At 64.4% G+C, this 21,792-nt stretch carries 19 protein-coding genes and 1 pseudogene; 11 read left to right on the top strand and 9 right to left on the bottom strand.

The window, feature by feature from the left end; translation table 11 throughout:
* Positions 1–39 precede the first annotated feature (39 nt).
* Positions 40–2,436 (bottom strand): phosphoketolase family protein, encoded by a 2,397-nt coding sequence (locus THIMADRAFT_RS20490; protein WP_007195019.1) that lies wholly within the window; start codon positions 2,434–2,436, stop codon positions 40–42.
* A gap of 163 nt (positions 2,437–2,599) precedes the next feature.
* Between THIMADRAFT_RS20490 and THIMADRAFT_RS27185 the strand changes: the two genes are divergently transcribed.
* Positions 2,600–2,761, top strand: a complete 162-nt coding sequence (locus THIMADRAFT_RS27185) for a hypothetical protein (RefSeq protein ID WP_007195018.1) — start codon at positions 2,600–2,602, stop codon at positions 2,759–2,761.
* A 127-nt stretch (positions 2,762–2,888) separates the two neighbouring features.
* Here the strand turns inward: THIMADRAFT_RS27185 and THIMADRAFT_RS25000 are convergent, their stop codons facing one another.
* Positions 2,889–3,848, bottom strand: coding sequence for a response regulator (locus tag THIMADRAFT_RS25000; protein WP_007195017.1), 960 nt, complete (start codon positions 3,846–3,848; stop codon positions 2,889–2,891).
* 72 nt (positions 3,849–3,920) lie between these two features.
* On the opposite strand from THIMADRAFT_RS25000, the gene pgl reads away from it, so the two are divergent.
* The 3 genes from pgl (at position 3,921) to THIMADRAFT_RS20470 (ending at position 5,692) form a co-directional block, all read left to right on the top strand.
* Complete coding sequence (gene pgl / locus THIMADRAFT_RS20480; RefSeq protein WP_040733111.1) at positions 3,921–4,607, top strand: 6-phosphogluconolactonase; 687 nt, start codon at positions 3,921–3,923, stop codon at positions 4,605–4,607.
* A gap of 144 nt (positions 4,608–4,751) precedes the next feature.
* Positions 4,752–5,228 (top strand): DUF4149 domain-containing protein, encoded by a 477-nt coding sequence (locus THIMADRAFT_RS20475; protein WP_007195015.1) that lies wholly within the window; start codon positions 4,752–4,754, stop codon positions 5,226–5,228.
* A 128-nt stretch (positions 5,229–5,356) separates the two neighbouring features.
* The gene (locus THIMADRAFT_RS20470) at positions 5,357–5,692 is read left to right on the top strand and encodes a hypothetical protein (protein WP_007195014.1); all 336 of its coding nucleotides are present in this window, start codon (positions 5,357–5,359) and stop codon (positions 5,690–5,692) included.
* A 230-nt stretch (positions 5,693–5,922) separates the two neighbouring features.
* Here the strand turns inward: THIMADRAFT_RS20470 and THIMADRAFT_RS20465 are convergent, their stop codons facing one another.
* The 3 genes from THIMADRAFT_RS20465 to THIMADRAFT_RS20455 all read right to left on the bottom strand — a co-directional run bounded on the left by THIMADRAFT_RS20465 (position 5,923) and on the right by THIMADRAFT_RS20455 (position 8,800).
* Positions 5,923–6,504: a hypothetical protein gene (locus THIMADRAFT_RS20465; RefSeq protein WP_007195013.1), complete on the bottom strand. Its 582-nt coding sequence runs from the start codon at positions 6,502–6,504 to the stop codon at positions 5,923–5,925.
* Positions 6,505–6,723: 219 nt separating this feature from the next.
* Positions 6,724–8,007 carry an NAD(P)/FAD-dependent oxidoreductase gene (locus THIMADRAFT_RS20460; RefSeq protein WP_007195012.1) on the bottom strand — a complete coding sequence of 428 codons (1,284 nt, stop codon included), beginning with the start codon at positions 8,005–8,007 and terminating at the stop codon, positions 6,724–6,726.
* A gap of 202 nt (positions 8,008–8,209) precedes the next feature.
* Positions 8,210–8,800, bottom strand: a complete 591-nt coding sequence (locus tag THIMADRAFT_RS20455) for a c-type cytochrome (protein WP_007195011.1) — start codon at positions 8,798–8,800, stop codon at positions 8,210–8,212.
* Between the two features lie 553 nt (positions 8,801–9,353).
* Here THIMADRAFT_RS20455 and THIMADRAFT_RS20450 point away from each other — a divergent pair.
* Together THIMADRAFT_RS20450 and THIMADRAFT_RS20445 are read left to right on the top strand one after the other, a co-directional pair.
* Positions 9,354–10,874: a multiheme c-type cytochrome gene (locus THIMADRAFT_RS20450; protein ID WP_007195010.1), complete on the top strand. Its 1,521-nt coding sequence runs from the start codon at positions 9,354–9,356 to the stop codon at positions 10,872–10,874.
* A 152-nt stretch (positions 10,875–11,026) separates the two neighbouring features.
* Complete coding sequence (locus THIMADRAFT_RS20445; RefSeq protein ID WP_007195009.1) at positions 11,027–11,488, top strand: tetratricopeptide repeat protein; 462 nt, start codon at positions 11,027–11,029, stop codon at positions 11,486–11,488.
* A gap of 111 nt (positions 11,489–11,599) precedes the next feature.
* Here THIMADRAFT_RS20445 and THIMADRAFT_RS20440 read toward each other — a convergent pair whose 3' ends face one another.
* Positions 11,600–13,942, bottom strand: a complete 2,343-nt coding sequence (locus THIMADRAFT_RS20440) for a response regulator (RefSeq protein WP_007195008.1) — start codon at positions 13,940–13,942, stop codon at positions 11,600–11,602.
* A gap of 338 nt (positions 13,943–14,280) precedes the next feature.
* Between THIMADRAFT_RS20440 and THIMADRAFT_RS20435 the strand changes: the two genes are divergently transcribed.
* Together THIMADRAFT_RS20435 and THIMADRAFT_RS20430 are read left to right on the top strand one after the other, a co-directional pair.
* A complete protein-coding gene (locus tag THIMADRAFT_RS20435; RefSeq protein WP_007195007.1) occupies positions 14,281–15,723 on the top strand; it encodes a TldD/PmbA family protein in 1,443 nt (480 codons plus the stop codon).
* Positions 15,720–17,039: a metallopeptidase TldD-related protein gene (locus THIMADRAFT_RS20430; protein ID WP_007195006.1), complete on the top strand. Its 1,320-nt coding sequence runs from the start codon at positions 15,720–15,722 to the stop codon at positions 17,037–17,039. Before THIMADRAFT_RS20435 ends, THIMADRAFT_RS20430 begins: the two co-directional genes overlap by 4 nt.
* A gap of 282 nt (positions 17,040–17,321) precedes the next feature.
* Here THIMADRAFT_RS20430 and THIMADRAFT_RS20425 read toward each other — a convergent pair whose 3' ends face one another.
* Positions 17,322–17,576, bottom strand: coding sequence for a Txe/YoeB family addiction module toxin (locus tag THIMADRAFT_RS20425; protein ID WP_007195005.1), 255 nt, complete (start codon positions 17,574–17,576; stop codon positions 17,322–17,324).
* The gene (locus THIMADRAFT_RS20420) at positions 17,573–17,824 is read right to left on the bottom strand and encodes a type II toxin-antitoxin system Phd/YefM family antitoxin (RefSeq protein WP_007195004.1); all 252 of its coding nucleotides are present in this window, start codon (positions 17,822–17,824) and stop codon (positions 17,573–17,575) included. Before THIMADRAFT_RS20420 ends, THIMADRAFT_RS20425 begins: the two co-directional genes overlap by 4 nt.
* A 165-nt stretch (positions 17,825–17,989) precedes the next feature.
* On the opposite strand from THIMADRAFT_RS20420, the pseudogene THIMADRAFT_RS28645 reads away from it, so the two are divergent.
* A pseudogene (locus THIMADRAFT_RS28645) lies at positions 17,990–18,037 on the top strand (hypothetical protein); the annotation flags it as partial.
* Positions 18,038–18,426: 389 nt separating this feature from the next.
* Positions 18,427–18,858 (top strand): hypothetical protein, encoded by a 432-nt coding sequence (locus THIMADRAFT_RS20410; RefSeq protein ID WP_007195003.1) that lies wholly within the window; start codon positions 18,427–18,429, stop codon positions 18,856–18,858.
* A gap of 535 nt (positions 18,859–19,393) precedes the next feature.
* Here THIMADRAFT_RS20410 and THIMADRAFT_RS20405 read toward each other — a convergent pair.
* On the bottom strand, positions 19,394–19,927 hold the full coding sequence (locus tag THIMADRAFT_RS20405; protein ID WP_007195002.1) for an REP-associated tyrosine transposase: 534 nt from the start codon (positions 19,925–19,927) through the stop codon (positions 19,394–19,396).
* A gap of 424 nt (positions 19,928–20,351) precedes the next feature.
* Between THIMADRAFT_RS20405 and gdhA the strand changes: the two genes are divergently transcribed.
* Positions 20,352–21,701, top strand: a complete 1,350-nt coding sequence (gene gdhA, locus THIMADRAFT_RS20400; protein WP_007195001.1) for an NADP-specific glutamate dehydrogenase — start codon at positions 20,352–20,354, stop codon at positions 21,699–21,701.
* Positions 21,702–21,792 lie beyond the last annotated feature (91 nt).

The following is a 21,792-nucleotide window of genomic DNA, read 5'->3' as shown; positions in this document are numbered from 1 at the left end:
GAGCTCACTCGAAAATGAGCATGTCGCTTCGGACGCGGTTTAGAAGGGCCAAATCCAGTCATCGACATCGGGCTTGTCGATGCCGTGCTCGTGTGCGTAGTTTCTGCAGTCGATCTGCATGTCGCGCAGCTTCTCCTTCACATGTGCACCCGCGACCTGCAGGCGCGGGACCCGGTTGATGACGTCGATCGCGAGGCTGAAGCGGTCGATCTCGTTCTCGATGGCCAGCTCCAGCGGCGTGTTGATATTGCCCTTTTCCTTGTAGCCGCGCACGTGCAGGTTCTTGTGGTTGGTGCGGCGGTAGGCGAGGCGATGGATCAGCCAGGGATAGCCGTGGAAGTTGAAGATCACCGGCCGATCCTTGGTGAAGAGGCTGTCGAAGTCGTGATCGCTGAGCCCGTGCGGATGCTCCCCCGCGGGTTGCATGCGGAAGAGGTCCACGACATTGATGAAGCGCAGTCGGATGTCGGCGAAGTGCTCGCGCAGCAGCGCGGTTGCGGCCAGTGCCTCCTTGGTGGGGATGTCGCCGCAGCCGACCATGACGGCGTCGGGCTCGACACCCTGATCGTTGCTCGCCCAATCCCAGATCCCGATGCCCTTGGTGCAGTGCTTGATGGCGGCATCCATGTCCAGGTATTGGAGATGGTTCTGTTTATCGGCCACGATCACGTTGATGTCGTCGCGGCTCTGCAGGCAGTGGTCGACCGTGGAGAGCAGTGTGTTGACGTCCGGGGGCAGATAGATGCGGGTCACCTGCGGATTCTTGTTGACCACGACATCCAGAAACCCCGGATCCTGATGGGTGAAGCCGTTGTGGTCCTGGCGCCAGACGGTGGAGGTGATCAAGAGGTTCAGCGAGGAGATGCGTGCCCGCCAGGGGATCTCCTCGCAGATCGCCAGCCACTTGGCGTGCTGGTTGTACATGCTGTCGATGACATGGACGAAGGCCTCGTAGGTCGCGAAGAAACCATGTCGACCGGTCAGGACATAGCCTTCGTACCAGCCCTCCAAGGTGTGCTCGGAGAGCATCTCGAGCACGCGCCCGTCCGGCGAGAGCTCGCCGCCGTCGGCATCCTCCGGCTTGTAGTCGCAGAGCCAGAGCTTTTTGGAGACCTCGTAGACGGCATCGAGCTTGTTCGAGGTGTTCTCGTCCGGACCGAACACCCGGAAGTTGTCCATGTTCTTCGCCATCACGTCGCGCAGCAGGGCGCCCGTCGGCTTGGTATTCATCGCGCGGATCTTCCCCGGCTCGGCGACATCCAGGGCGTACTCGCGGAAGTCGGGCATTCGTAGTGCCCTGCGCAGCAAACCGCCGTTCGCGTGCGGGTTGGCGCTCATGCGCAGCGTCCCCTCGGGCGCAAGCGCGCGCAGCTCCGGGATCAGTTTGCCGGTGCTGTCGAACAACTCCTCCGGTTTGTAGCTGCGCATCCAGCCTTCGAGCTGCTCGAGATGCGCCGGGTTGTTGTGCATGCCCGACAGAGGCACTTGATGCGCACGCCAGAAGCCCTCGACCTTCTTGCCGTCGACCTCCGCGGGGCCGGTCCAGCCCTTGGGCGTGCGAAGCACGATCATGGGCCAACGGCAGCGCGTCGCTTCGCCGCTCGTGCGTGCCTCCTGCTGGAGGCCGCGGATTCGCGAAAGGCATGCGTCAAGCGTTGCCGCCATCGTCTGGTGCAGCAGCATCGGGTCGTCGCCCTCGACGAAGTAGGGCGTCCAGCCGTAGCCGCGCATCAGCTCGGCAAGCTCCTCGCGCGGGATGCGTGCGAGCAGGGTCGGGTTGTTGATCTTGTAGCCGTTCAGATGGAGGATCGGCAGCACCGCGCCGTCGCGGATGGGATTGAGGAACTTGCTGGAATGCCAGGAGGTTGCGAGCGGGCCCGTCTCGGCCTCGCCGTCGCCGACCGCCACGGCGACCAGAAGGTCCGGATTGTCGAAGGCGGCGCCGAAGGCATGCGAGATCGAGTAACCCAGCTCGCCGCCCTCGTGGATGGAGCCCGGTGTCTCGGGCGTGCAGTGCGAGCCGATGCCGCCCGGGAAGGAGAACTGCTTGAAGAAGGCGCGCATGCCTTCTTCATCCTCGCTCTTGTTGGGGTAGATCTCGGAATAGGTGCCCTCCAGATAAACCGGGGCAAGCACGCCCGGCGCGCCGTGGCCCGGACCGGCGAGAAAGATCGCCTCCTGCGCCTGCTCGCGGATGATGCGGTTGAGGTGGACATACATGAAGGACAGGCCGGGGCTTGCACCCCAATGACCGAGCAGTCGTTTCTTCAGATGGCCCTCGGCGAGCGGCTCGCGCAGCAGCGGGTTGTCCTGCAGATAGATCATGCCGGCGGCGAGGTAGTTGCAGGCGCGCCAGTAGGCATCGATCCTGGTCAGGAGCTCGGAGGACAGGGGATTGGCGGCGATCTCGGTCGTGGAGAGGGTGCTTGTCGTCATCGGGTTCTCCGTGTGTCCGTCGTCGGTCGTGCCAGCATAGTAAAAGACTCGGATGAACGCGAGGTGACGGGGGCGATGACGGGCGCGCAGATGCGACGCTGGACAACGGGCTTGTCGCGGGTCGCTTCAACGAACCCGCGCCACCTTGATCGGGGAACACAGAATGGACGGTAATGGGTTAAAGGCAATTGAATTTTACGGATTCATGGCGCTCGCCGCCTGGTTGATCTACTCCCAGTTCATCGCCTCGCGACGCGATCGGCATCGCCCGGACGATGACCCTTCTCGCGAGGTCAAACGCGACGACGAGGAGCCGCACGCCTGATCGACCCCGGATCCGTCGGCTGAGCAAGATCCTCGACGGCGCGAAAGCCTCGCCCGCGGCGCGACGCGGCCAACCGCTGGATCCGGGATCCATCGGTCGGCGGCGGCTTGTATCGAGGGGGGCGGACTCAGCGGTCGTGACGCTTGATCGCCGAGCGCAGCGATTGCAGCGCTGTCGTGGCCATGTCGCGCAGACGGTTTGCCGCCTCCGCGAGCTCCATGTCGGAGGCGCCGCGGCGCGACCCGGCTTGCGGCCGCGAAGGGCCAGGCTCGCCGCTGCCGGCCCCGTCGCTTGTGCCGCTCTGCTGTTGCATCGCGGCGGGGAGCGATTGCCGCAGCTCCTCCACGATCTCGGGGCGCTGGCGTGCGAGGGATGCGGCGATGTGATCTCCGATCAGGTCCGGGAGGATCTCGCGGATCAGGCGTGCTTCGAGATCGCGAAGATCCTGCCGGCTTGCCGAGGACGGTGCGGCGGCGCTTGCGGCACGCTCCTCGTCGAGACGTTCCTCGACGAGGTGGCGTGTCTCGGCAATCAGGATCTCGGTGAGGTCGCGTCGCAGCGATTCCACGAGCATCGTCAACCGTCTGTTGAAGCCGGCCTCCAGACGCTCGTCGATCAAGGCGATCAGCGCAGCGTCGCTCGAGGGTTCGGGCGGGGGCGGTGCCGGGGTGACGGATTCGACGGCCTGTGGTGGGCGAGCGCGCGGGGTCGTCGCGCCGCTTTCGATCGCCGCGCGCACGCATTCGATGACATCGGGGAGCCGCTCGGCCGCGAGCGATTTGGGCAGGACGGTGAGGACGCCCTTCTTCCGAGCTGCCTCGGCGAAGTCGCTGTCCTCCTGCGAGGTGCAGAGCACGATCGGTACATGAGCCGTGTGCGGGTCTGCACGGATGATCTCCACGGCTTCCAAGCCGTTCAAACCCGGCATGATATGATCCATGAGGATCGCGTCCGGAACGCGGCTCTTGAGGCTCTCCAAGGCGGCCTCGGCGGAGTCGGCGGTGTCGACATCGATACCGCGATTCTTCAGTTCGATGCGCAAGGCGTATCGCGTGACTCTGGAGTCGTCGATCAAGAGGATCTTCATAAGGTTGTGACGGGCGGTATCGGTCAGGTGAGGAAACGCCGTCAGTTTACTGGTCCGAGCGTGCAAAGTGCCATGAGCGAGCAGATGATCCACTTCATTCGTTTCGAATCGGCCGAGGCGGTGGCAGAGGACGCGGCCCGCCGAATCCGCGACGCGGCGGGCCGCGCAATCGATGCGCGCGGGCGATTTCTGTGCGTCTTGGCCGGCGGGCGTACCCCGTTGGCCGCCTACGAGCGTTTAGTCCACGGCTCCGAGGATTGGGCGCGTTGGCATCTCTTTCTCGGCGACGAGCGCTGTCTCCCGCCCGAGGACCCGGACCGCAACAGTCGCGCGATCGCATTGGCCCTAACGGAGCGCGTTGCTATCCCGCCGGACAATCTGCATTGGATTCCCGCGGAGTTGGGGGCAGAGTCGGCGGCGGACCGCTACGACACCCTGATCGCGGATCGGATACCCTTCGATCTGATCCTGCTGGGCATGGGCGAGGACGGCCATACCGCGAGCCTCTTCCCCGGTCATGCGATCTCCACGGACGTGCGCGCGGCACCCGTTCACGAGGCACCGAAACCGCCGCCGGATCGCGTGACCCTGACCCCCTTGGCCCTTGCGGCTGCTCCCGAGCGTTTGATCCTGGTGACTGGCGCCGGCAAACGCGAGGCACTCGCGGCGTGGCGTCGCGGCGCGGATCTGCCCGTCGCGCGGGTCGCGGCCCTGGGCAGGACCGATGTGCTGATGGACCCGGATGCCGCAGGGGATTGAGCCTTTGGGTGGAGCCTTTCTCCTCCCCAGTCCAACGCCGCGCGGTTCAAATTGATTGCCCTGCGCCGCAGCGGCGCGGTGACGCCCTTGTCTCGTACTCGATCCAACGACCGGACCGATTGACTGACCACCAGGATACCGACCATGAATCTCCAAATCGCAATCCCGATCGCGCTGCATCAGGCTGCCGGCCTCGTCTGGGTGGGCGGGATGTTTTTTGCCCACTTCGCCCTGCGTCCCACGCTCAAGGAGGCGCTGGATCCTCAGCCCCGCCTACGCGTCGCACTTGGCGTCTTTCAGCGCTTCTTCCCCTGGGTCTGGGGTTCGATCGCGGTCCTGTGGTTGACCGGGCTCTGGGTGTTTCTCGGGGTCATGGGCGCCAAGGCCGGGCTCTACGTCCACGCCATGATGGGGATCGCCCTGATCATGACGCTGATCTTTGCCGCAATCTATTTCATCCCGTTTCGCCGGATGCAACGCAGCGTCGCCGCGGACGAATGGCCGAAGGCCGCGTCGGCCTTCGGGTGGATCCGCGGCTTGATGGCCGTGAATCTGGGCCTGGGTTTGGCGACGGTCGTCATCGCCGCCGCGGGACCGGCCTTGGTGGGTGCGGGGGTCTGACGGGCCCTGAAGGTCGTCTTAAAACAGCTGTCCGCGAAAGACGCTCGATACCGATGCGGCCGGCTCCGGCGGCTTTGCGGATCCGGGCACGAGGGGGCAGCCCCGAACAGCTCATACCTCGGAGCACGATGAACGACTTTGAATCAAACGAAGACGAGCTGATCAGGCTCTTGATCGATAGCTGGACGGCGTTGCGCGCCGGCACCCTCGGCGAGGACCAACAGGCGCTCTTGGATCGAGAGCGCCCTCAGTGGCAATGCGAGGCCGCCAATCTGATCGCCGAGGGGCTGCTTGCCTATGTCACCGTGGAGATGGTCGAGCCGGATCTGGCCCACGACCGCAGCATCGACCCCCACGATACGCCGTCACCGCAGGACTATGCCGCGCGTCTCGGGGCGCACATGATGGACTTCGTCGACTATCGCGGCGATCTCGTGAAAACGCGTCGGCTCGGCACGCATTGAACCGCGTCCAGAGCGACATGTGTCGTTTTCATTTTGTGTCGGGCCTAAGGGTGTTCCGATCTTTGTGGAGACGCGGTTCAAAAAGTTTATATTTTTTAATCCCCTAAACCGCGCCAGCTCCGGCGGCTGTAGGAGCTGGCGCGGCCAAGCCAATCCAACAAACGACGCATATCGCACCGGGCGCGGTTTAGGCCGGTTGCCGCGAGGCGTCGTCCGGATCCCGAGCCTGCTCACTCCCGACGCATGCCGACCGACAGGCCGCTGATCGCCCCGGCCTGCTCGATCGGGACGTAGGCCTCGAGGTGGAGGATGGCGCCCGGCTCGAGCCGCGGCCCGCGGGCCAGGCGAAAGACGAGGCCCTCGCTTGCGGTGCCGTCCGCAAGTCCGATTCGGGCGACGACGGGTACCTCTGCGCCGGTCGCCACTTGCCAAGGGAGTGGATCCGCAAGCGGCTCCACGACCTTGAGCAAGATGTCGAAGCGTCCGGATCCTCGATCGAAGCTCTGGTGCGTCACGTTGAACGGACTCCGGCTCAGTGCGGCATCGAAGGTCCAGTGGATCTCGCCGGCCTTGGATGTCGACGGCGTCGAGGCCCCCGCGCTCGGCGCGGATTCCAGGCGTTCGACACGTCGCACCAGGTCCGCGACACGCTGCTCCAGCGCTTGAAGACGCGACGCGTCGACTTGCGGTGCGCTCGCCGGGTCAACCTCCGGCTGCGCGTTCACTGCCGTCGACGGCCCGAGCAGTGCAAGTCCGATCAGGCCGAGCAGTGCAAGGTGGAGCGTCGCCGGGCTCGGGTGTGCTGGAGTCATGATGTTCCCCCGTGCTGTCGCATCACACGTAAACCGCGCCCGGTGCGGAATGCGTCGTTTCTTGGAGTGGTTTGGCCGCGCCATCTCCGACAACCGTCGGAGCTGGCGCGGTTTAAGGTATTAATAAATCTTAAATTCCAAACCGCGTCTCACCGGGATCGAGAATCACTCCGAAGGCAAACGCACAATCAAAACGACGCGTGTCGCTCCGGACGCGGTTTAGGTGAACATATCCGAGGTGATGTTACGGAACCAGTCCAGCGCGAACTGCTGCTCGAGCGCGCGCGTGCGGGCGTCCGCGTCGGCCGGCGAGACCCCGCCCGCACCGGGGATGTCCACGATGCGCCCGTCGTCGAGCCGATAGACACCCGCGACCGAGATGCCGTGCTCGGGTGCGATGATGCTGTAGCAGGTGTTGACGTATGACGGCGCAGGTGGCGCGTCGCCGTTGATCGCGGCGACGACGGCAGCAGCACAGACCTTGCCCTGCGAGTTGGCCGAGTAGCCCGATTTCGGCATGGCCCCGGCGATGCAGGCATCGCCGATCACATGGATGTCCTTGTGGATCGACGACTCGAAGGTTCGCTGATCGACCGGACACCAGCCCGATTCATTCGCAAGTCCGGCGGTTTGCGCGAGTGCGCCGGCCTTCTGATGCGGGATCAGGTTGATCACGTCGCCCCGAAATTCCTCGAACGACCCCATCAAGGTCCGCGTCTCGGGATCGATCGCCTCGATGATCCCGCCCTGCGCCCCCGAGACCCATTCGATCATGTCCCCGTAGTGCTCCTGCCAACCGGCCTGGAAGAGGCCCTGTTTGGAGAAGGCGTCCTTGGCGTCGAGGATCACGATCTTGGATTTGGACTTGTGGGTCGAGAAATAGTGCGCGACCTGCGCCGCGCGCTCGTAGGGGCCCGGCGGACAGCGGAACGGATTCGGCGGTGCGACGATGTAGAAGACGCCGCCGTCCTCCATCGCCTCCAACTGTCTGCGCAGGATTTGGGTCTGCTTGCCGGCCTTCCAGGCATGCGGGATGCGTTCGGCCACCGCCTCGGACATGCCTTCGATTGCCGCCCAGTCGTAATCCACCCCGGGCGAGACGATCAACTTGTCGTAGTTGTACCGGTTGCCGCCGGCACCTTTGACGACATGTTGTGCCGGGTCGATCTCGATGACGGTGTCCTGCATCACGGCGATCCCGCGCCGGGTCAGGCCGCGGTAATCGAAGGTGAGGCTGGCCAGATCGCGCTCGCCGCCGAGCACCTCGTTGCTGAGCGGGCAGGAGACGTAGGCCGAGTCTTTTTCGATCAAGGTGACGCGGATGTCCGGGTCCGACATCCGAAGATATTTGGCCGCGATGGCGCCGCCGTAACCGCCGCCGACCACGACCACGCGCGCCTTCGGCGGGGTTGCGGCATGGACGGCGAGCGATGGGCCGCCGAGCACGGCGGCCGTGGACAGCGCGGAGGCGTGAAGGAAGGTTCTACGGGTCAGTGTTTTCATCCTGTCGATCCTCTGAAACCGCGCCCGGCGCGGTATGCGATTTTTTGGATGGGATCGGCCCCGGCAGACTTGAGGACCGCTAGAGTCGGCGCGGTTTAAGTTAATGAAAAATATATAATTCTAAACCGCGTCCCCGCTAAGAGCTGTGGCTGCACCAAAGGTCGAACCCACTCGAAAATGAGCCTCTCGCTCTGGACGCGGTTTACTTCTGACTCTCGTAGAAATGGGCGAGGGCCGCGATCTGCGCATCCGAGAGCTCCGCGACGCGGTTTCTCATCTTGCGCGGGTGGCAGCGCTCGCCGTCGCGACAGGCCTGCATGGCGTACTGCAGATAGCCCGCCCACTGCCCGGCCATGCGAGGCGATTCGGCATCCTGCGAGCGCCCGCCGTCCTGATGACAGCTCTCGCAGTAGCGCTCATGCAAGGCCGGCGCCTCGGCGAGCTGATCCGCGACGGCCACACGGTCGGTGGAGACCCACGGCTGCGCGGCGTAGAAGCTCGCGATCGCGCTGATCTCCCGGTCGCCGTAGCCCTGCATGATGCGACCCATGATGGTCGAGGGTCGCCGACCGGTCTTGTAGTCGGTGAGCACCTCGACGAGGTAGCCCTTGTCCATCCCGCCGATGGTCGGCATGACCTCGCCGGCGCTGGCGCCGAGCGTGCCGTGACAGCCGGCGCAGGTGTTGGCGAGCATGCTCTCGGAGCGGACCTCTTCGGCATGGAGCGGCAGGCTCGGGAACATCCCGATCAGGAGACAGACGCATAGGGCGCGGCTCCAAGTGGATACTGGCATGGCACTCTCTCCTTTGGGTCGACAGGCCTCCGGGTTGCGACCGTGTGGAGGGTTGCGACCGGAGGATCATTGTTGTTTTCGCGGCACCTTGAACGACTCCCGAGGGCTCGGCCTTGATTCAAGTCAAGGCGGATCGGTCGGTTCGGCCGCCCGGCATCCGCCACGCAGCCCTGGTGCAGTAAAGAGATTCCGAGATCGCCCGAGTTTATTTTCGTTGTCGTTGTCGTTGTCGTTGTAGATCGATGGTCGATTACGACAACGAACGGTCTCGACACGTCTGTCGCGCCGCAGCGATGGTCTCCCCGACGAAAGTCCGATCAAGGGCAGGGGCATTGATAAAGATCAATCATCCATCAACCGCCGGCGAAATTTGACCTGCATCAAGGCCGCCCGGAGATCCCCTCGGCATCGTCCGGGTCGATAGGGATGATCGCCAAGGCCGATGCGCGTCCGTGGTGTTTCGGCGTGTCGGTCGATCGGGCGAGTGTCGTCAACGTGCGACCTCGCGACTGTCCCCGGGACGGGATCCATAACAAAGAATCCGGAGTGCACTATGAAGCAACATCCTCGCGGACCGAGTCCCGCGGGTCCGGGTCGGGTCGATCTCACCCGATTCGGTCTCGCCATCGGGCTTCTTGCCTTGGCAACGACCGTCGATGCCGCACGTCCAAGCGGAGAGGCAGGGGTCGACTGGGGCGATCCACGCGGTGAGGAGTGCGTGGATTGTCATATGACCGAGAACCCCGGCCTCTACTGGGAGTGGAACCACAGCGCGCACGGTCAGGCCGGCGTGAACTGTCTGGATTGCCATCAGCGTGAAGAGGGTGCGATCGATGCCTTCAAGCACGAGGGGGAGTTCATCTCCATCGTGGTGACGCCCAAGAACTGCTCGACCTGTCACCAGACCGAGTTCGAAGAGATGGATGGCTCCCATCACGCGAAGGCCGGTCAGATCCTCGGGTCCCTGGACAACCTGCTCGGCGAGGTCATCGGCGGTCCTGCCGCGGTCAACGCCGGCTGCAAACAATGTCACGGCGGCGAGCTGGAGTTCTACACCGAAGGCAAGAACAAGGGCCGACCGACGCCCGGCACCTGGCCCAACACGGGTATCGGCCGGATCAACCCGGACGGCAGCCTCGGCTCCTGCACGGCCTGTCACGGTCGGCATCGTTTCTCGCGTGCGCAAGCCCGCACGCCCGATACCTGCGGCAAGTGCCATGTCGGACCGGATCATCCGCAGATCGAGGTCTACAACGAGTCCAAGCACGGCATCATCTACCGCGCCAAGGTCGACGAGATGAACCTGGATTCACGCAAGTGGGTCGCGGGTGTCGATTACTCGGCAGCGCCAACCTGTGCGACCTGCCACATGAGCGCCGGACCGGGGATCGGGTCGACCCACAACGTGGGCGAGCGCATCTCCTGGACGCTGCGTCCGCCGATCTCGACCAAGATCAATCTGGTCAAGCTCGAGAACGGGCAGGAGTTCGATGTGCCCGAGGGTCAAGAGATCCCCGCGGTCGGAGACGAGGCCAAAGGATCGACCGTGGTCGAGGTACTGACCTGGAAGGACCGCCGCGCCAAGATGGAAAAGGTCTGCTTCGGCTGTCATGCCGAGAGCGTGATCACGGGTCACTACAAACAGTTCGACGACGTGGTCGACCTCTACAACGATAAGTTCGCCATTCCCATTGCGGCCATGATGGTTCGACTCAAGGACGGCGGCTACATCACGGGTGCGCCCTTCGACGAGAAGATCGAGTGGACCTGGTGGGAGATCTGGCATCACGAGGGTCGTCGCGCGCGTCACGGTGCGTCCATGAGCGGACCGGATTACACCTGGTGGCACGGCATGTACGAGGTCGCCCAGCACACCTACTTCAAGTGGATCCCTGAGCTGAAGGAGGTGGTGGTCAAGAAGGACGGCAACGACGCGTTTGCGGTCGCCCTGCTGGAGGAATACTTCCAGCCCATCGACGGGCATGACTGGTACTTCAACGGCATGAGCAAGGAGCAGCTAGAGGTGGTGCGCAAGGGCTTCGAGGCGCGCTACGGCGAGGGGTCTTTGAAGTAAGACGCCGACGCTCGGCTGTAGGGGCGAATGAATTCGCCCCTACAGGAGCAGGCAACGCCGTGCCCACCCCCGCTCGCCGATCATCCGAATCCCCTTCCGGTCCCAACCCTCCGCTCCCCAGTCCGGGAGCGCCCAACATCCGAGAGTGACCCATGCGTGCGATTCCGATCGTCTTTCTTGCAGTGCTGTTGGCCTCGTCGGCGACACTTGCCGCCGATGCCGAGGCCTTGATCCGAGACGGCGAGGCGAAGATTCAGGCCGGCGAGCTCGATGCCGCCGTCGTCGTCCTGCGCGAGGCCGTCGCGACCGATCAGGGCTCCGCCTTGGCGCGGCTGCGTCTCGGCGGGGCGCTCCTGATGAAGCAGGACTATTCCGGCGCCATCGAGCAGTTTCGCGAGACCGTCAGACTGGATCCCAACAGCGCGAACGCCTTCGTCGGGATGTCCGTGGCCTATCTGCACAGCGCGCGTTACGACCTCGCCCGCGCTGCTCTGGACGAAGCGATCCGAATCGATCCGGACAAGCGCAAGGAGGCGGAGCCGCTGCTGGCCTACATCGACAGGGCGACCGCCCGGACCGATCCCGCACCGGGCGAGCCGCATCCGCAGCATTGAGTGCTCGGCGTCTCGGGGTGAGTCGCTTGGGTTCGGCAAGGGTATCGACATCCCGGCCGGACTCCGCGCCTGATTGTCACATGCAGCTCGCGTCGGGCGGGACGCGTGATCTCAACGATGACGCGGATCAATCCGTCGGGATGCACTGTCTGCAGCGGGGAGATGACTGATCGGTCCGACGATGTGGCCCGGTAACCAGCGCAGCAGGACGGCCTCGAGCTCGGCGATCTGTGCGGGCTTGGAGATGAAGTCGTCCATTCCCGCGGCGGAACAGTCTTCGCGATCGCGCTCGGAGACGCCGGCGGTCATGGCGACGATGGGGATATGCTCGCCGTCGCCGCGGTCCCGCTCCGTTGCGCGGATATGGCGCGTCGCCTCGTGGCCGCTGAGCTTCGGCATCTGGATGTCCATGAGGATGAGGTCGAACCGCACTTGCGCGGCGGCCTCGATGGCCGCCTGACCGTCGGGTGCGATTCCGGGCTCGATGCCGAAGCGGCGCAGCATCATGGTTACGACCTTCTGATTGACGGCATTGTCCTCCGCAACCAGGACGCGCGCATCGAACCGCCGAGTCGGGCGCTTCGCGGTGACGGGTAGGATGCCGGCATCCGGACGGGACATTCCCAAGACCTTGGCGGCTGCATCGTGCAGCAGGATCTCGCGGACCGGTTTGAGGAGGGTCACCTCGATCCCGACTCGACGCGCCTCGGGCCCCGGATAGCCGAGCGAGCTGAGCATGATCAGCCGGGTCGCGCCGAATGCATCGTCGCCCTTGATCCGATGCGCCAGCTCGATCCCGTCCATACCCGGCATCTGCATATCCAATATCGCCAGATCGAACGGCCGATCCTGCTCGAGGCCGCGCTGAAGTGCCTCCAAGGCCTGCGGTCCGTCTTCCGCGCATTCGGTTCGCGCGCCCCAGCGCGCAAGATGGTTTTCCAGGATCAGACGGTTGGTGGCGTTGTCGTCGACGATCAGGGTGCGGATGCCGTTGAGGTCGGTTTCCTCGTACACGGGTGCCGATTCCGCGCTCTTCAAGCTCAGCGTGAACCAGAAGCGCGACCCGACGCCCGGCGTGCTCTCCACGCCGATGTCGCCACCCATCAGCATGGCAAGGCGTTTGGAGATGACCAGACCCAATCCGGTGCCGCCGAATCGGCGTGTCGTGGAGGCGTCCGCTTGGGTAAAGGGACGAAACAGGGTTGCGACGGTCTGCGGATCGATCCCGATTCCGGTGTCGGAGACCTCGAATCGAACCACCCAACCCTCCGCGGTCTGTCGATCCAAACCGACGCGCACCACCACCTCGCCGCAGTCGGTGAACTTCACGGCATTCCCCATCAGGTTCATGAGGATCTGTCGGATGCGATAGGGGTCGCCCACCAGCAGTCGCGGCACGTCCGAGTGAACGAAGCTCGCGACCTCGATCGGTCGCGCACGCACGCCCGAGGCAACCAATCCGGTGATCTCCTCCACGGTGTTGCGCAGATCCAGCTCGATCTCCTGCAGATCGAGCTTGCCGGCTTCGATCTTGGAGAAATCCAGGATGTCGTTGATGACCGTGAGCAGCAGACCGCCCGATTTTTCGGCGGTGGCGATGAAGTCCTGCTGTTGGTGACTGAGCTGGCTGTCGCGCAGGAGCTCGAGCATGCCCAGGACGCCGTTCATCGGGGTGCGGATCTCGTGGCTCATCATCGCCAGGAACTCGCTCTTGGCCCGGTCCGCGGACAGCGCCTCGTCGCGCGCGCGGGCCAGCGCGTCCATTTGCCGGCGGGTCTCGGTGAGGTCGCGCACGACGGCTGTAAAGACGCGGCTGGTGCCGATATCGACCCGGCTCATTGCCAGGTAGAGCGGGAAGACCGTTGCGTCCTTGCGCTGTCCCTCGATCTCGCGGATCTCGGTCAGGGCGTGCGCGTCGCCGAGCGTGCGCGCCTCGCGCATCCGCTCGTCGTACTCTCGGCGATAGGGCTCGGCGAAGATCACCGACATGGGTTTGCCGCGGATCTCGGCGGTGTCGTATCCGAACATGCGTTTGGCGACGCGGTTCATGGCGACGAGTCGGCCGGCCCCGTCGATATGAACGGCACCGTCGGCCATGTTGTCGACGATCGCCCGATTCCGCGCGCGGCTTTCGCTCAGAAAAGCGATCTCGCGCCCCGTTTCGCGACTTCTCAGGATCCACCAGAGGATCGACGCCGCCGTGGAGACGACGACCGTGCCGAGCAGCAGAGCGGTCTGCGTCGGTAGGCCCGTTCGAACGAAGTTGGACCAGAGCTCCGGATTCGACCCGAGCGCTCGTACCTGCGCGTTCAGGTCCCACAAGAGGATGCCGACGCCTGTCAGCGTCGCGCCGCCGATCAGGGCGAGTCCCCGGGCACCGAGACGCGTGCGCTGATCTTGTTTCGGATCGGTGGAGCCTTGATCGGATCGCCGACGATTGAATTGAGTCATCATCCTCGACTGGGCAGTTGACGTGGTAAACCGGCGGGCGTGTCCGGCCGGTGCGGGACAGACGTCCGAGGTATCGGGCTCCGTCCGAAAGGCTATTCCCTGCACGTCTTGGCCGGCGGAAGCCCCCGATCCTGTTGTCGCATCCAGGCGTCTCCTCATGCTGCCGTGCGGATGTTATCACCATCGGATCGAGGCGCATCGCAGCGCTGTCGAACCCGAGCGGCCTTGCGGCCGCAGATCGGGACGGTGACAGGCCGGGGAGCGCTCGTCGCACGGTTGACAGCGGGAGCGCCGCTCGACCAGAGTGCCGTCATTCGATTCTGAAACGGCAGGATCTCAGTATGCAGCACCTTTTCGACATCGCCGATCTCTTCTCGAGCAGGGCGCCGGCTTGTGATTACTGGACGTTGCGGTTGGTCGAGGAAGAGCAGGATCATCTCGAGGTTCGTCAGGGCGTGGTAGAGCCGAGTCGGCTGACCTACAGCTCGGGCGCCATGGTGACCCTCGTCAAGGACGGCGGCATCGGCTACGGCGCGAGCAGCGATCTGAGCGCCGCCGGGTTGCGTGCCGCCGCCGAGCGGGCTGGCGGTTGGGCTCGCGTGCATGCCCGGCTCGGGCTCTTCGAGGCCGGCCTGTATCCGCGCAGCAGCACCCGTGCAGACTATCGCACGCCGATCGAGGAACCCTGGTCGACGCTTCCGATCGGCGAGAAACTCGACATCCTGCAGGCGGCCAACGCTGCGCTGCCGATCGACGATCGCATTGTCGACTGGTCGGCCTGGTTGGCGCGCCGCCGGGTGTCGCAGCTTCTGATTACGAGCGACGGGGGGCGTGTCTCCCAGGTCCTGGACTATGTGCATCCGGGGTTGGTCGCGGTCGCCAATGAAGGGAGCCAGACTCAGCGCAGGCATGGCGGCGGCTCGGATGGCTCGCAGCAGGGTGGGCTGGAGCGGATTGTCGCCGTGCGTCTGCTCGAGGACGCCCCGCGTGTGGCCGAGGAGGCGCTCGCCCTCCTGGATGCCCCGGAGTGTCCGCAGGACACACGAGATCTTGTGCTGCTGCCGAGTCAGATGGTGCTGCAGATCCACGAGAGCATCGGCCATCCGTTGGAGCTCGATCGCATCCTCGGCGACGAGCGCAACTATGCCGGCACCAGCTTCGTCACGCCGGGTATGTTCGGACGTTATCGCTACGGCTCGGAGCTGCTGAATGTCACCTTCGATCCGACCGTGCCGATGGAGCTCGTCTCGGGTGTCGCCGACGACGAGGGCGCGCCCGCCACACGCGAGTATCTGATCCGACGCGGCATCCTGGAGCGTCCGCTCGGCGGAGCCTTGTCCCAGGCGCGCGCCGGTCTGCCGGGTACGTCCAACACGCGTGCCAGCGGGTGGGATCGCCCGCCGATCGATCGCATGGGCAACATCAACCTCGAGCCGGGGGAGGGCAGTCTCGCCGATCTGATCGCACAAGTGGAGCGAGGCATACTGATGGACACCAACCGCTCCTGGTCGATCGACGACAGCCGCAACAAGTTCCAGTTCGGCTGCGAGCTGGGTCGGCTGATCGAGGACGGCGAGCTCAAGGGGCTGGTCCGCAACCCCGGCTATCGCGGCATCTCGGCGAGCTTCTGGCGCAGCCTCGACGGTGTGGGCGGGCCGGAGAGCCTGGAGATCCGCGGGGTGTGCAACTGTGGTAAGGGCGAGCCGAATCAATCCGTCTACGTGGGCCATGCGGCGCCGCCCTGTCTGTTTCGTGACGTCGCGGTCTTCGGAGGTGGCGAATGAACGCCGATGCCTTTTTCGCCTTGGCCGACCATCTGAACGCCGAGCTGCACGGTGCCGAGATCCTCTTTTCCAACCTCGCAAACGAGTCGTCGGACTTCGTGCGACTCAACCGCAACCGCGTCCGTCAGGCCGGTCATGTGCGCTCGACGGCCTTGGACTTGACCCTGATCGAGGGTTCCCGGCAGGTCGAGGGCGGCTGCGACTTAAGCGGCGATCCGACCGAAGATCAGGTCCGCGCGCGGCGGTTGCTCATGCGGCTGCGCGAGCGTTTGGGCCATGTCCCGGACGATCCTTATCTGAGCTATTCCTCGGAGCGGTCCGAAAGCGACCGTCGCGGCGACGCCCGGTTTCCGCCCGCCGCCGAGTCCATCGGCGAGCTCGTCGCGGCCGCCGACGGGATGGACCTTGTCGGAATCTGGGCCAGCGGTGACCTCGCCGAGGGGCTCGCAAGCTCGATCGGGCATCGCCACTGGCACGCAAGCGCCAGCTTCAACCTGGATTGGAGCTGTTACCTGGAGGCGGACAAGGCGGTCAAATCCGCCTATAGCGGGTTCGATTGGGATCCCGCGACACTGCGCGCCAAGCTCGCGGCAATGCGCGAGGGGTTGCACGTCATGTCTCGTCCGGCACGCATCCTGGAGCCGGGGCGCTACCGGGCCTATCTGGCGCCGAGCGCCGTCGCCGAGCTGATGGGTATGCTCTGTTGGGGCGGGTTCGACCTCAAGAGCCATCGCACGCATCAAACACCGTTGCTCAAGATGGCACGCGGCGAGCGCAGCTTCGACCCGCGCATCGGGATTCATGAGGAACACGATCGCGGCCTCGCACCCCGCTTTACCTCCGAGGGCTTTCCCACGCCCCCGCGGGTTGCTCTGGTCGAAGGCGGTCGCTTCGCCGAATGCCTGGTTGATGCCCGCTCCGGCAAGGAATACGGCGAGACGGTCAACGCCGCGAGCGATGCGCCCGGCTCGCTCGGCCTGGATGCAGGGACGCTCGATACGGCCGATGTCCCGGGTCACCTCGAGACTGGGTTGTGGATCGGCAACCTCTGGTACTGCAACTGGTCGGACCCCAACGACTGCCGCGTCACCGGCATGACCCGCTTCGGTACCTACTGGGTCGAAGCCGGCGAGATCGTTGCCCCGGTGAAGGTCATGCGCTTCGACGACAGCCTCTATCACCTGCTCGGCGATCGCCTGGAAGACCTGACCCGGGAGCGCGAGCTGCTGCTCTCCGCCGAGACCTACGACGGACGCTCGACCGACAGCGCGCTGCTGCCCGGTCTTCTGGTGTCGGGGATCGATTTGACACTGTGAGATGGCGACACCCGATGCCCGCAACCCTTTGCGGAGCGTCAATGCCTTTGACTACCGACACCGCTCCGCGGTGTCGCAAGTGGGGATATGGCGCGTGAAAGTGGATATATAGCTCGCGAAAGTGGATATATAGCTCGCGAAAGTGGATATATAGCTCGCGAAAGTGGATATATAGCTCGCGAAAGTGGATATATAGCTCGTGACACCGCTCTGCGGTGTCACGCATCCCCTGGCGCTCCGCGCCACGCGTTCCGTCGATCGACCATGCTCGCCAGGCAAGAGTCAGTAGTGGTAACGCAACTGTGCCAGTAGCAGGGTGTGTTCCTCGACCTTGTAGACGAGACGGTGCTCGTCGTTGATACGTCGTGACCAATAGCCTGCCAAACCGTGCTTGAGCGGCTCGGGTTTGCCCAAGCCAGCGAAGGGCGCTCGCTGGATGTCGCCGATGAGTCTGTTGATCCGAAGGAGGATCTTGCGATCGGCGCCCTGCCAATAGAGATAATCTTCCCATGCGCGCTCGGAGAAGACGAGCCTCATTCCGCGAGCGCTCGCTCGGTTCCGCCGCCGGCTTCGAGCTCCGCGATCGACTCCAGGAGGCGGCGTGCATTGGTCGGGCTGCGCAAGAGGTAAGCCGTTTCCTCGAGGGCCTCGAAGTCTTCCAACGACATCACGACCACCGAACGAGAGTTCTTCCGGGTGACGATGATCGGGGCATGGTCGTCGCAGACCCGTTCCATCGTCTCGGCCAGCCTGCGTCGGATCTCGGTATAGGTCATCGTATTCATGCGGATTGCCTCTCGCTACTGTACAGGTAACTGTACGATCAGGGGCCATGTGATGCAATGTCGAAGCAGGCTGGAAGGTCTTCGGGGTCGACCTCAACCCGGAATCCGTCGAGATCACCAAGCTGAGTCTCTGGCTCAAGACCGCGCGGCGCGCTCAGCTACATCGTGACCAACAAGTGGCTGCGCGCCGGTTACGGCGAGCCGCTGCGACGTCTCTTCAGCGAGCGCGCCGTCCTGGAGGAGATCCTCGATTTCGGCCATGCGCCCATCTTCGAGGATGCGGACACCTTCCCCTGCATCATCGTCGCCCGGCCGAGATCCGCGCCATCGGAGAACGGGGCGGACGACGGCGGCGGTTCGGGCGCGGGGCCGCGGACCGCGGCCGTTCCGGCCGAGCCGCCCATGGTGAGCGTCTGCCCGGTTCCGCGCGACCGCTCCACCGAGCTGTCGCTGGAGCACTATGTCCACGAGCACACCTATCCGGTGCCCTGGAGCCGATACGACGCCGGCCCCTGGAGCCTGGAATCGCCCGAGGTCGAGGCGCTGATGGGACGGCTGCGCGGCACGGCAAGGACGAGGCGCTGCGTCTGTTCGGAACCTTCATGGCATCACTCCCCATCGCCGAGCCCACACCGGAGCTCCGCGCCGAGACCGAGGACAAGGTCGCCACGCTGTTCGCCCGCGCCACCGAGTCCCGCACCCAAACCTGCGAGCTGCTCAACTGGCTGCGCTACGAATTCGCTGTCGAGAAACCGGGCCAACAGCTCGAAGGGTTCGCCAACCTGAGCGGCGAAGCCTTTGTCGCCGAGGTCCGCAAGCGTCGACCCAAGGGTGCGCCCAGGCTGACTTCCGCCAGCATCGGCGAGCTGACCGACACCCACGCCTGCTACGCCGGTCCCATGCAACAGCGCGCCGCCGAGATCCGCGCTCTCGAACGCCGTCTCTCCGGTCTGGTGAGTCAGGCCTACCGCCTGAGCGAGGACGACATCGACCTGATCCGGCGCACCGCGCCGCCGCGTATGCCGGTGGGATGACGCCGACACTCCGCGAGACTTGCTTGAGACACTCCTGATTTTAGGCACGTGGCGCGGAGCGCCAGTAGAGGTGCGACACCGCGGAGCGGTGTCACAAGAATGGGGATGTGGGTTACGCGATATCCCACCAGCCACCAGCCACCAGCCACCAGCCACCCAGCCACCCAGCCACCCAGCCACTCACCCAGCCACCCAGCCACTCACCCAGCCACCCAGCCACCCAGCCACCAGCCCGTAACTCGTGACACCGCTCAGCGGTGTCACGCATCCCCTGGCGCTCAGCGGCGCGAGGCCAGCTCACCAATCCCGGTACACGTCCACCACCCCTGCGCGTCCCGCGTAACAACGAGCGCTTAGCTCGTGACACCGCTCAGCGGTGTCACGCATCTCCTGGCGCTCCGCGCCCCGAGGCCAGCTCACCAATCCCGGTACACGTCCACCACCCCTGCGCGTCCCGCGTAACAACGAGCGCTTAGCTCGTGACACCGCTCAGCGGTGTCACGCATCCCCTGGCGCTCCGCGCCCCGAGACCAGCTCACCAATCCCGGTACACGTCCACCACCCCTGCGCGTCCCGCATAAGAACGAGCGCTTGACCAACACCAATGCTCGGGATCATCCACAAACCCTCGCTTGACCGGATTGTTGTGGATGTATTCCAGCTTCTGTCGCAACATGGTTTCACCCTCGATGCATTGTGGATGTGACCCCTCCTGCCAGAGTTGATACGCGCGATCGCCGCGCCGCGCTTTGAACGTGAACCCCATGCGATCCAAGAGCCGTCTTGCGCCCTGCTCCTCAAGCAGATCAATGAGCGTGCGGGCCGAGTACGATTTGAAGCGCCGCCAGACATCCGGTAGGTTCGGCGCCTGAGCCACGATATGCAGGTGGTTTTCCAGCACAACGAAGCCGTAGATACGCAGCCCTTCATGCGCCTGCAGATATGCCCAGGAGTCGAATACCAGTTGCGCGGTTTCGGGGCGAGTGAAGATCGGCAGCCATTCGACGACGGTGCTGGTCATGAAATGGGGTTGATCAGGCGAGGCGAACCGATAGCGTGTCCGGGCCATGGGTGCTCCATGAGTATATCATTTCGTGTATGTTAGCCGATCGTTCGTCCCGTGATGAGCTGAATCGCGGCGGACGTGGCGCAGAGCGCCAGGGGATGCGTGACACCGCTGAGCGGGTGTCACGAGCTACGCGGAACCGGTGTTGGTCTGACGGCTGACGGCTGCGGGCTCGAGAACTGCTCCGCGATATCGCCTACCTGTTCTTGTGACACCGCTCCGCGGTGTTGCACCTCACCTGGCGCTCCGCGCCGCGCGCAAAGAGGATTGGCGCCGCATTCGCGCGAGAGCGCGCCGACTGGACATTGCGGACCGATCGCCGACGCATTATGTTGGCGCCTGACACAACGCGGTCCTATCGCGCATCACCTGACGTCGGACGCCTGCCGGTCGATCGGTCGACAGGAGCGGTTTCGGAGCACTCACCATGGTCGCAGGTCTCGACGAGAAGCTGGAGCCCATCTATCAGGATGTCTTGCGCCGCAATCCCGGCGAGACCGAGTTCCATCAGGCGGTGCGCGAGGTGCTCGAGACACTCGGTCCCGTGTTGGTGAAATACCCCGAATTCGCCGAGCAGAAGATGATCCAGCGCATCTGCGAGCCGGAGCGTCAGATCATCTTTCGTGTGCCCTGGCAGGACGATCGCGGACAGATTCAGATCAACCGCGCCTTCAGGGTCGAGTTCAACAGCGCGCTCGGTCCCTACAAGGGCGGCATGCGGTTCCACCCGTCCGTTTACTTGGGGATCATCAAGTTTCTCGGCTTCGAGCAGATCTTCAAGAATGCGCTCACCGGACTGCCGATCGGCGGCGGTAAGGGCGGCAGCGACTTCGACCCCAAGGGCAAGTCCGACTGCGAGATCATGCGCTTCTGCCAGAGTCTCATGACCGAGCTGTATCGTCATATCGGCGATCACACCGACGTACCGGCGGGCGACATCGGTGTCGGTGAACGCGAGGTCGGCTATCTCTTCGGTCAGTACAAGCGCATCACCAACCGCTACGAGTCCGGTGTCCTGACCGGGAAGGGGTTGAGCTGGGGCGGCAGCCGTGCCCGTCGCGAGGCGACCGGCTTCGGGACGATCTATTTCCTTGAGGAGATGCTCAAGATCCGGGGCGATTCGCTCGTCGGCAAGACCTGCGTGGTTTCGGGTTCCGGCAACGTGGCCATCTATGCCATCGAAAAGGCCAAGGCGCTCGGCGCCCGGGTCATTGCCTGCTCGGATTCAAACGGGGTGGTGGTTGATCGAGACGGGATCGATCTGGGTCTGCTCAAGCAGATCAAGGAGGTCGAGCGCCGACGTCTCACCGCCTATGTCCAGGAGAAGACGAGCGCGACCTATCTCGAGAACGGCTGCATCTGGTCCATCCCCTGCCAGGTGGCGCTGCCCTGCGCGACCCAGAACGAGCTGACCGCCAAGGATGCCAAAACGCTGATCGAGCAAGGCTGTATCGCGGTCGCCGAAGGCGCCAACATGCCGACCACGCCCGAGGGCATTCGGGTCTTTCAGGATGCCGGCATCGCGTTCGGACCGGGCAAGGCCGCCAATGCCGGCGGGGTTGCGACCAGCGCGCTCGAGATGCAGCAGAACGCGAGCCGCGATTCCTGGACCTTCGATTACACCGAGCAGCGGCTGAAGACCATCATGGTGGCCATCCATCGTCGCTGCCATGAAACCAGCGAGGAGTTCGGCGCCCCCGGCAACTATGTGGTCGGGGCCAATATCGCCGGCTTCCTGAAGGTCGGGCACGCCATGTCGGCGATGGGGTTGATCTAAACTGCGCACGGTGCGGTATGCGTCGTTTGTTGGCTTCGCTCGGCTGCGTCACGTCCGATAACTGTCTGAGCTGGAACAGTTTAATGTATTA

Origin of the sequence: Thiocapsa marina 5811 (assembly GCF_000223985.1) — a bacterium.
Taxonomy (GTDB): domain Bacteria; phylum Pseudomonadota; class Gammaproteobacteria; order Chromatiales; family Chromatiaceae; genus Thiocapsa; species Thiocapsa marina.
The sequence above is the reverse complement of the archived record's forward strand: the minus strand, read 5'-3'. Positions and strand labels throughout refer to the sequence as shown.